The sequence below is a fragment of the Pseudomonas sp. 21 genome (genome assembly GCF_000955805.1).
Classification (GTDB): domain Bacteria; phylum Pseudomonadota; class Gammaproteobacteria; order Pseudomonadales; family Pseudomonadaceae; genus Pseudomonas.
The window spans coordinates 229,497-239,653 of the sequence record NZ_JYOA01000008.1; the positions used below are offsets into that span (position 1 = coordinate 229,497).

Genomic DNA, 10,157 nt, shown 5'->3' on the forward strand with positions numbered 1-10,157 from the left:
AATCCGATCTCGTGCGTAGGAGCGGACTCTGTCCGCGATGGTTCAACGTCGTCGCCCGGTTCGCCTCGGCCAGCGCTCGACCTCCGGCGCAGCGCAACCGTGGGGCAGGCCGCTCAGCCCAGCAGCGCCACGTCCTTGCGCAGCTCGCGGGCGGCCGCGACCATGTTCACCAGCGCCGCTTCGGTCTCCGGCCAGGCGCGGGTCTTCAGGCCGCAGTCCGGGTTGACCCACAGGCGCTCGGCGGGAATGCGCTGCGCGGCCTTGCGCAGCAGCTTGACCATCTCGTCCTTGCCCGGCACGCGCGGCGAATGGATGTCGTAGACGCCCGGACCGATCTCGTTGGGGTACTCGAACTTCTCGAAGGCTTCCAGCAGTTCCATGTCCGAGCGCGAGGTCTCGATGGTGATCACGTCGGCGTCCATGGCGGCGATGGATTCGATCACGTCGTTGAACTCGCTGTAGCACATGTGGGTGTGGATCTGCGTTTCGTCGCGCACGCCGGAGGCGCACAGGCGGAAGGCTTCGGTGGCCCAGTCGAGGTAGCGACCCCAGTCGCTGCGGCGCAGCGGCAGGCCTTCGCGGAACGCGGCTTCGTCGATCTGCACGATGCGGATACCGGCGGCCTCCAGGTCGACCACTTCGTCGCGGATAGCCAGGGCCAGCTGGCGAGCCTGGGTTTCGCGGGAGACGTCCTCGCGCGGGAAGGACCACATCAGCATGGTCACCGGGCCGGTCAGCATGCCTTTCATGACCTTCGTGGTGAGGCTCTGGGCGTACCGGATCCACGCCACGGTCATGGCTTGCGGGCGGCTCAGGTCGCCAAAGATCACCGCCGGTTTCACGCAGCGCGAACCGTAGCTCTGCACCCAGCCGAAGCGGGTGAAGAGGTAGCCGTCGAGCTGCTCGGCGAAGTACTCGACCATGTCGTTGCGCTCGGCCTCGCCGTGCACCAGCACGTCCAGCCCCAGGTTCTCCTGGATCTCCACGGCATGGCGGATTTCACTGTGCATGGCCTCGGTGTAGTCGGCGGCGCTGAGCTTGCCCTGCCTGAAGGCCTGGCGCGCGAGACGGATCGCGGAGGTCTGCGGGAAGGAGCCGATGGTGGTGGTGGGGAACTCCGGCAGGTTGAGGCCGGCGCGCTGCTTGACGATGCGCTCGGCGAAAGGCGACCGGCGCTGGCTGTCCTGCGCATGGACGGCGGCCAGGCGGGCCTTCACTTCCGGCTTGTGAATACGCGGCGAGGCGGCGCGGCTGGCTTGCACGGCGCGGCTCTGCTCCAGCGCGGCACGGACTTCCGGCGCCTGGGGCTGATTGACGGCGCGGGCGAGCAGGGCGACTTCGGCGCACTTCTGTACGGCGAAGGCCAGCCAGCTTTTCAGCTCGGTATCCAGCTTGTCCTCGCGCTCCAGGTCCACCGGGCTGTGCAGCAGCGAGCAGGACGGCGCGACCCACAGGCGCTCGCCGACCCGCTCGTGGGCGTGGCGCAGCACTTCCAGGCTCTTCTCCAGGTCGCAGCGCCAGACATTGCGACCGTTGACCACGCCGAGGGAGAGAATCTTGTAGGCCGGCAGACGGTCGAGGATGGTCGGGAACTGCTCGGGGGCGCGCACCAGATCGAGGTGCAGTCCGTCCACCGGCAGGCCGGCGGCCAGACCCAGGTTGTCGTCCAGGCCGCCGAAGTAGGTGGCCACCAGCTTTTTCAGCGGCTCGCCCTGCAGCAGGTTGTAGGTGCGCTCGAAGGCATTCTTCCAGGCTTGCGGCAGGTCGAGGGCGAGAATCGGCTCGTCGATCTGCACCCACTCCACACCTTGTGCGGCAAGGCGGCGGAAGATCTGGCCGTAGAGCGGCAGCAGGCGCTCGACCAGGTCGAGCTTGTCGAAGTCAGCCCCTTTGGTCTTGCCCAGCCAGAGATAGGTCAGCGGGCCGATCACCACGGGTTTCACCGCGTGGCCCAGGGCGTGGGCTTCCTCCACTTCCTCGAACAGCTGCTCCCAGCTCAGTTCGAACTGCTGGTCAGCGCTGAACTCGGGGACGAGGTAGTGGTAGTTGGTGTCGAACCACTTGGTCATTTCCTGCGCGTGGGCGCCGCCGCAGCAACTATCACTGACTCCGCGCGCCATGGCGAACAGCGTCTGCAGGGTCGGCTTGGCATCGCCATGGGGGCGGAAGCGCTCGGGGATCACGCCGAAGGTCAGCGAGTGGGTCAGCACCTGGTCGTACCAGGCGAAGTCGCCCACCGGCAGCAGCTCGATGCCGGCGTTCTTCTGCACCTGCCAGTGGGCGGCACGCAGCTCGCTGCCAACGGCGCGCAGCCCGGCTTCGTCCAGTTCGCCCTTCCAGAAGGCCTCCTGGGCTTTCTTCAGCTCGCGGTCGCGGCCGATGCGGGGAAAGCCGAGGTTGTGTGCCAGTGCCATGTGAATCTCTCCATTGAATCAGCGAATGGCGAGATTCTCCCGGCGGCCTCTTCATGAGACAAACTCAATGTTTTCGTGATGAACACAAGAAATCTTCACGTTGAAGGTTCACTCCCTGTAGGAGCGGGCCATGCCCGCGATCGCGCGCTCCTGCAGGTTGGTACGCGACCGCCTACCCACCCGTCCGCATCTGCCGCGCCAGGGCACCCGGCGAGGTCCCGAGCTGACGCTGAAACAGCTCGATGAAAGCCGAGGTGGATTCATAGCCCAGCTCACCGGCGATCAGCGTCACCGACTCGCCGCGCTCCAGCCTTGGCAGGGCCGCCAGCAGGCGCACGCGTTCGCGCCATTCGCGGAACGACAGCCCGGTCTCGTCGCGGAACAGCCGCGCCAGGGTGCGCCGCGAGGCGCCGACGCGCTGTGCCCAGTCCTCGATGCCCAGGCGCTCGCCGGGGTGTTCCTGCAGGTGATCGGTGACCCGCCGCAGGCGGGCATCGCGCGGCAGCAGCAGGTCCAGGCCGGAATCCGGCGCAGTGTGCAACTCATCCACCAGCACCTGCATCAGCCGGGCTTCCGGCCCCTCGTCGGGGTAGTCGCTGGCGAATTCGCTGGCGCGCTGGATGAGGTTGTCCAGCAGTGGCGAAATCTCCACGACGCGGCACGGCCCCAGCCCGGCGGCGATCTCCGGGGCCAGGTAGAAACTGCGGAACACCACGGCCGTGCGTGCCCGCACGCTGTGCGTCACCCCCGCTGGCAGCCACATGGCGCGACGGGGCGGGATGAGGCAGGCATGCTGCTCAGTGCTGGCCTCCAGCACTCCGCTGGCGGCGTACATCAGCTGGCCCCAGGGATGGGTATGCGGCTCCACGCGGTGGCCGGCCGGCATGTCGAAGGCGCGCAGCCAGACCGGCCGGGGCAGGGCGGCGAAGCCGGGAAGCGCCAGGGGATCCTGTCCCGTCGACGGCATAGCTTGTCTCTCTCACGGAAGTGGGCCACTTGACGCCGATGGTAGCGTCTTCCCCGAGCAATATCAGCCCGTGAAGAGGAAACCGCATGAGCAGCCATCGCCCGCAACATCGCCTGTCCGTCCTGGAGATTCGCCAACGCCGCGAACCCGGCAGCCTGGTCGTGCTGACCGCCTACTCGGCGCCCATGGCGCGTTTGCTCGACCCGCACGTCGACGTGCTGCTGGTGGGGGATTCGCTGGGCATGGTGCTCTACGGCCTGCCGGACACGCTGGCCGTCAGCCTGGACACCATGATTGCCCATGGCGCCGCGGTGGCCCGTGGCTCGCAACGGGCGTGCGTGGTGGTGGACCTGCCCTTCGCCAGTTACCAGGCCTCGCCGCAGCAGGCGTTCCTCGCCGCCGCGCGGGTGCTCGCCGAAAGTGGCGCGCAGGCGGTGAAGCTGGAAGGCGGCGCGGAAATGGCCGAGACCATCGCCTTCCTGGTCGAGCGGGGTATTCCGGTGATGGCGCATATCGGCCTGACGCCGCAGAAGGTCAACGCCCTGGGCGGCTTCAAGGTGCAGGGCAAGGAAGAAGCCGGTGCGGCTCGGGTGCTGCGCGATGCCGAAGCAGTGGCGTTAGCCGGGGCGTTCAGCGTGGTGCTCGAAGGCGTGCTGGAGCCGGTGGCGCGACAGGTCTGCGAGCGACTGGAAATCCCGGTGATCGGTATCGGCGCGTCACCTGCCTGCGTCGGGCAGGTGCTGGTGACCGAAGACATGCTGGGACTTTCCGGCGAGCAGATTCCGCGCTTCGCGCAGCAGTACGTACGGGTGGACGAGCTGATCGGCGCGGCGGCCGAGCGTTTTGCCGGCGAGGTGCGTGAGCGCCGGTTCCCGCAGGCGCGGCATTGTTTCGGGATGGCGAAGGACTGAGTCCGGTGCGCCAGCCCTGCCGACGGGGCGCGGCAGGGCCGGCTCATGGCGACGCTAGAAGCCGCTCTCGCGCAGGGCGACCGCCAGCAGTCGGGTGAAACCTTCGCCCAGCCAGCTGCGCCGGGCGCCCTCGATCTGCAGGTGCCCGCGGGTCTCGTGCAGGCCGGGCGGTGCGCCTTCGAGCTTCACCAGTACATGGAACAGCGCCGGGTTGGGCACCAGCGCCTCGCCCTGCGGGTTGACGTTCAGCGGGCCGCCGTAGCGCGAGGCGAGCATCGGCTGTTCCAGCTGGCTGATGCGCGTGGTGCCGATCAGCACCACCTGGCCCTCGATGGGGCGTGGCACGCCTTCGGGGTAGAAACGCACATGGCCGCCGTCGGTGAGGCGCTGCACTTCGTCCTGCTTGACGTAGGCGTCCACCAGCCAGTGCTGCGGGTCTACCAGCACACCGATGGGCTCGCGGGTGTTGATCCACTGGCCGGGCTTCCAGTCCGGGTTGACGTCCATCCAGCGCCCGGCGAACGGAGCCTGCAGGTTGAGGCGGGCCATCTCGTTGCGGGCGGCGCGGGCCTGCTGGTACTCCACGCCCAGGCGCTGGCGGGTGACGGCTTCCTCGGTCAGCCCGGACGGGTCGGCCAGCATGCCCGCCAGCCGCCCCTGGTAACCGCGGATGCTCGCCTCGCTGCCGGCCACCTTGGCGGCGATATCGGGCTCTTCCATCACCGCCAGGGTTTCGCCCTTGCCGACTTCGCCGCCCGGGCGCAGGTCGCGCAGCAGCGCCGGGAAGGGCGCGTAGACGTGCAGCTGCTGCGCCGCGCGCGCCACGCCCATGGCGTGCACCTGGGTGCGCCAGGGGATTGCGAGCAGCAGGACAATGGCACCGAGCAGCGCGAGGAACACCAGCTTGCGCCGCGGCTTCACTTCCGCGCGGCGCTGCCACCAGACCTTGAGTTCACGCCACACGGGCTGAACGATGAACCAGCTGATTTCCACGGCGAACAGAAAGATCCCCAGCAGTTTGAAGAAGAAGTAATAGACCGCCACGGCGATGCCGAGGAACAGCAGCAGGCGGTAGACCCAGGTACCGAAGGCGAAGGCCACCAGCGCTCGGCGCTTGCCGGTGGGGAAGTGCTCGGGCCAGGGCTCGTCCAGCCCCAGCAGGTTGCGCCGCAGTGTGGTGCGCGCCAGGGCGCCGGCGCGTTCGTGCAGGTTGGGGAAGTCCAGCAGGTCGGAGAAGATGAAGTAGCCGTCGAAGCGCATGAAGGGGCTGGCGTTCAGCGCCAGCGACAGCGCCCAACTGGTGGTCGCCAGGTACAGCAGGGCATTGCGCAGCGGGCCGGGGTCGGCCAGCGCCCAGCCCAGCGTCGACAGCCCGGCCAGGCCCAGCTCGGTAATGATCCCGGCGCTGGCGATCGCCAGGCGCTGGCGGTTGCTGCGCAGCTTCCAGCTCTCGCCGGTGTCGGTGTAGAGCATCGGCCACATCACCACGAAGGCAATGCCCATGTGCGCCACCTTCAGCCCCAGCCGCGTCGCCACCAGCGCGTGGCCCAGCTCGTGCAGCGTCTTCGCCACCACCAGCGCGGCGGCAAAGCTGAGCAGGCCCTCGAAGGAGAAGGACTCCACCACGTCGTGGGTGAAGGTGTCCCACTGGTGTGCCACCAGCACGATGCCGGCCAGGCTGAGCAGCAGCACCAGCATCGCCACGTAGCGGTTGAACAGCCAGTCGAGGCTGCCGGCGATGGCGCGCAGGAAGCGTTGCGGGCGCAGCAGCGGAATGCGGAAGAACAGGTAGTGGTGCAGCCACCAGTTCCAGGTCGTCCATTGCTTGCCTTCGCTGCGCGCGGCCAGCCGCGCCAGCGCCTCGGGGCCAGGGCGCAGCAGTTGGTGGTGTTCGAGGAACTGGCGGAAACCCAGCACCTGCTCGGCGTCGGGCTTGAGCGCGGTCTGCTCGGCGATCTGCTCGCTGATCTGCCGGGGCGTCTGCTCCCAGCGCAGCAGGCACTCGAACTCCAGCCAGCCGATGCGGTAGAAGCGATTGAGCACGCTGTCCTGGATCACCCACACCGGTTCGCCGTCCGGGCCGGGCGCGGCTTCGTCCAGGCGCAGGTCGTCGCGCAGCGGCGGGGTGGGCAGGTCTTCGGCGGCAATGTCCATCGCCGCTACCAGCCGGTCCAGGCGCGCAGCGACGCCAGCGGACGGCGCAGCAGGTAGTAGCCGAGCACCACGCGTTCGCCATAGAGCTTGGCGGTGCCGTGCAGGCCCAGGCGCGCATGGGGCGGGGCGTCCTGCACGCTGGCCAGCAGACGGTAGGAGGCCACGCCTTCATCGCTGGGCTTGGCCTGGTAGCTGGTGTCGAGGATTTCCCCGTGCAGCGGGTCGAGCGGATAAGCCGTGAGGAACAGCGCCACTTTCGCGCCCGGCTCCAGGGCGATGGCATCGGCCACCGGCAGCTGGATGCGCATGCCCGGCGCCTTCGGGTCGGCGATCTGCAGGATGCGTTCGCCGGTCACCACCGGCTTGCCCAGCCAGTCGTTCGGGTCGCTGTACACGGCCACGCCGGCGCGCGGCGCGAGCACGCGAGTGCGTGCCAGCTGCGCCTGCACGGCGGCCAGTTCGGCGCGGCGCTGGCGGGAGCGGCCGTCGAGCACCGACAGTTCGCTCTTGCTCTGCGGGTTGTCGAAGGCGCGCTGGCTGGCGGCCATGAGTTCGGCGTCGGCCACGGCGACTTCCTTGGCCAGCACGTCGGCGCGGCTGCGCAGGGTGGTTTCGTCCAGTTCGAAGAGCGGTGTGCCGACCTCGACGCTCTGGTTCGGGCGCACCAGCATCTTGACGATCACGCCGTCGATGGGCGAGCTGATCACCTGTGCATTGCGCGAGACGATTTCCGCCGGCGCCAGGGCGGTCTGCCGCACCGGGATCAGCAGCAGCGCCGCCAGTGCGACCACGCCGACCAGCACCTGGCGCTTGCTCGGTCGCCAGTAGCGCAGGCGGGTGCGCGGCCCGAACGCTGCCCAGGCGTGCGCCCAGGTCTGCCAGATGCCCTGCAGCAGCGGTTGCAGGTTGCGCGCCGGTGCTTCGTCGAGCAGGAACAGCACCAGCCCCAGGCGCTTGCCGGCGCGGTCGTGCAGCGGCACGCACCAGAGCCCGGCGGGCCACCATTCGCTCCAGCCTTCGGCGATGTCGGCTGGCGGTTCGATGGCGTCGCGGGCCAGCCAGGTGGGCGTGGCATCGGGTATCTGCGCGGCGACCCAGCGGCTGGCGCGTTCCAGCCAGACCAGGTAGGGCGAGTCTTCCGTGGGCTTGGCCAGGCCGGACACCGCCAGCAGCTCGTTGCGCGACTCATGGCAGGCGAACACCAGCGCCTGGTGGAAGCGCAGCAGCGGGAACAGGTCGTTGGCGATGCTGAAGGCGAGCGCGCCGAGGGAATCGGCCGTCAGCGCCTTGTCGCGCACATTGGCCAGGCTCAGCAGCAGCTGGGGGGGCGGCAGCAGCTCACTCATGGCTTTCGGGGAAGCGCGCGACCCCGCTCATGCCGGCGATCAGTTCGGGGTAGCTGGCATCCAGCTTCGCTTCCAGCTCCACGGTCTGCGCCACGGCGTCGACCCGCGCGTTGATCACGCTGACCTTGGCCGGGTAGTGCTTGCCGGTTTCATGGATGTCCACTTCCAGCGGCATGTCCGGGCGCAGGCTGGGCAGCATGGAGGACGGCACGTTGAGACGGACCTTCAGCGCGCCGTCGCTGACCAGGTCGAACAGCGGCGTACCGGCCGTCACCGTCTGGTACGGCTTGACGTAGACCTTGGCGATGCGCCCGGAGAAGGGCGCATCGACCAGGCAGTAGCCGGCCTGGGCGCGGGCCAGGGTGAGGGCGCCGTCGGCCTTCTGCACCTCGGTGTTGGCCATGGCGACTTCGAGGTCACCCACCGCATCGAGCTTGCGCAGGTTCTGCTTGGCGGCGAGGTTGGAGCGGGCCATGTTCAGTTCGGCGGCGGCGACCTTGGCGCGGGCGTTGACTTCCACGCAGTTGAGCTGGGCCAGCTCGGCGTCCTTGGCGACCTTGTCGCCGAGGCTCGCCTTGAGCGCGCCGAGGGTGCCGTTCATTTGCGCGGAGAGGGTGGTTTCCAGGTTGGACACCAGCAGCACGCGGATGGCGCCGGGGTCCTGGTTGTCGGGCGGTGGCGGCAGGCCGCTGGTGGCGTCATCGGCCAGCGCCGGCTGGAGCAGCATCAGGCATAGCGGGAGGAGCAGGTACGGCTTACTGCGCGGCATTGGCGATTTCCTTCTGCCCTGCGGATGCTTGCCCAGCGGTCGGTTGAGGGGGCGTCGGGCCGCTGCTGGCCAGCAGGTTGGTGCTTGTCTGCTGCTCCAGCGTGCGCTGGATTTCCCGCGCGAGGGTCTTCACATCGTGGTTCTCGATTTCCTTGGGCATCACCTCGAAGCCCACCGAGTTGTACAGCCGGCCCCAGGCGGCCTGGGCGTCGGAGTAGGCGGCTTCGCGCTGGTAGCGCGAGAGCAGGAAGCGGCCCTCGGCGCGGATCAGCTCCAGCTCGCTGCCCAGGGCGGCGCCTCGGGCGGACTGCGCATAGCTGAGCAGGCTCTGGTCGACGCGCAGGCTCTCGTCGGCGAACTCCACCTCCTGCTTCGCCAGCTGGTAGCGCAGCAGGCCGACGCGGACCTGGGTGAGGATGGCCATGGACAGCGCGGTGCGGCGCATGTCGTCGGTCTTTTCCTGGCTGGCCTCGGCGGCCTTGATGTCCGGGTACTGGGCCAGGCGCAGCAGGTTCATCGAGACGTTGATGCCGGTCTGGTTCCAGTCGTTGTTGTACAGGTACTTGTTGGAGTCGTACTCATAGCCGTAGTTGAAGCTCACGTTGGGCCACAGCTGGGCCTTGGCGATCTTCAGGTCATTCATGTCGACGCGTTTGCGGTACCACTCCTCCATGATTTCCGGGCGACGCTCCAGCGACAGGCGTTCGAGCTGTTCGACATTGTTGGTCACCAGCGGCAGCGGCTGTTCGCCGATGTCGGCCAGGACCATTTTCGTGTTCGGCGGCAGCGACATCAGCGCGGCCAGTTCGGCGCGGGCGAACTCCAGGTCCTGGCGGCGCACGGTGAGCATGTACACCGAGTCGAGCAGGGCGCGCTGGTAGGCGAGGATGTCCTGGCGCGGCAGCAGGCCCTTGCCCTCGGCCTCGCGGGCGGAGGTCAGGGCGCGGTGGGTGCGCATCAGCAGGCCATCCACTTCCGGCAGCAGGCGCTGGGCGCCCAGGGCGCGCCAGTAGGCGTTGCGCACGTCCTGCAGGACGTTCTGCGCGACCTTCTCGCGGCGCTCTTCGGCCATCAGCATCTGGTCGTTCTTCTGCTGGGTGCGGTAGTAGGCGACGCCGAAGTCCAGCAGGCTCCAGGACAGCCCGAGGCTGTAGAGCTGGCGGTAGCGCTCTTCCGAGGTGGACGGGCGCAGGCTGACCTGGCGGTCCTCGATGCCGATGGAGGTGCCGCCGGAGTCGTTGTTGCGCCCGGCGTAGCCGGCGGAGGCGACCACCCGCGGCAGCATTTCGTGGCTGGTGACGTCGCGCAGGTCGGAGGCCAGCGCGCTTTCCAGCAGTTTCAGGCGATAGTCGAGGTTGTATTTCAGGGCGCGCGCCGAGGCTTCATAGAAGGTGATCGGTCCGCTGACCGGCTCCTGCTCCTTGTACATCCGCGCCTGATCGTCGATCACCCGCTGGCGCATTTCCTCCTCGGTGTAGGGCTTGGGCTCGAACGCCGAGCAGGCGCTGAGGAAGAGGCTGACGGTGATGGTGGCGCTCAGGCATTTCAGTGCGTAGGCAGGCATAGTCTGTCCTTGATCGATCCTAAAGAGTCGCG

Annotated in this window: 7 protein-coding genes; 1 reads left to right on the top strand and 6 read right to left on the bottom strand. The window is 68.3% G+C overall.

Going from position 1 to position 10,157, the window contains the following annotated elements:
• Positions 1-113: 113 nt before the first annotated feature.
• The gene (gene metE, locus UB43_RS20375; protein ID WP_045214567.1) at positions 114-2,414 is read right to left on the bottom strand and encodes a 5-methyltetrahydropteroyltriglutamate--homocysteine S-methyltransferase; all 2,301 of its coding nucleotides are present in this window, start codon (positions 2,412-2,414) and stop codon (positions 114-116) included.
• 172 nt (positions 2,415-2,586) lie between these two features.
• A complete protein-coding gene (locus UB43_RS20380; RefSeq protein ID WP_045214570.1) occupies positions 2,587-3,381 on the bottom strand; it encodes a helix-turn-helix domain-containing protein in 795 nt (264 codons plus the stop codon).
• Between the two features lie 86 nt (positions 3,382-3,467).
• On the opposite strand from UB43_RS20380, the gene panB reads away from it, so the two are divergent.
• Positions 3,468-4,292 carry a 3-methyl-2-oxobutanoate hydroxymethyltransferase gene (gene panB, locus UB43_RS20385; RefSeq protein ID WP_045214572.1) on the top strand — a complete coding sequence of 275 codons (825 nt, stop codon included), beginning with the start codon at positions 3,468-3,470 and terminating at the stop codon, positions 4,290-4,292.
• A gap of 54 nt (positions 4,293-4,346) precedes the next feature.
• On the opposite strand, the gene UB43_RS20390 is transcribed toward panB, so the two are convergent.
• From UB43_RS20390 to UB43_RS20405, 4 genes are read right to left on the bottom strand one after another with little or no spacing between them, the layout of a single operon-like run.
• Positions 4,347-6,446: an HlyD family efflux transporter periplasmic adaptor subunit gene (locus UB43_RS20390; RefSeq protein ID WP_045214574.1), complete on the bottom strand. Its 2,100-nt coding sequence runs from the start codon at positions 6,444-6,446 to the stop codon at positions 4,347-4,349.
• A 5-nt stretch (positions 6,447-6,451) separates the two neighbouring features.
• A complete protein-coding gene (locus UB43_RS20395; RefSeq protein WP_045214578.1) occupies positions 6,452-7,792 on the bottom strand; it encodes an efflux RND transporter periplasmic adaptor subunit in 1,341 nt (446 codons plus the stop codon).
• The gene (locus UB43_RS20400; RefSeq protein ID WP_045214580.1) at positions 7,785-8,561 is read right to left on the bottom strand and encodes an efflux RND transporter periplasmic adaptor subunit; all 777 of its coding nucleotides are present in this window, start codon (positions 8,559-8,561) and stop codon (positions 7,785-7,787) included. Before UB43_RS20400 ends, UB43_RS20395 begins: the two co-directional genes overlap by 8 nt.
• Positions 8,548-10,125, bottom strand: coding sequence for a TolC family protein (locus UB43_RS20405; protein ID WP_045214583.1), 1,578 nt, complete (start codon positions 10,123-10,125; stop codon positions 8,548-8,550). The genes UB43_RS20400 and UB43_RS20405 overlap by 14 nt, the downstream gene beginning before the upstream one ends.
• Between the last annotated feature and the right edge of the window lie 32 nt (positions 10,126-10,157).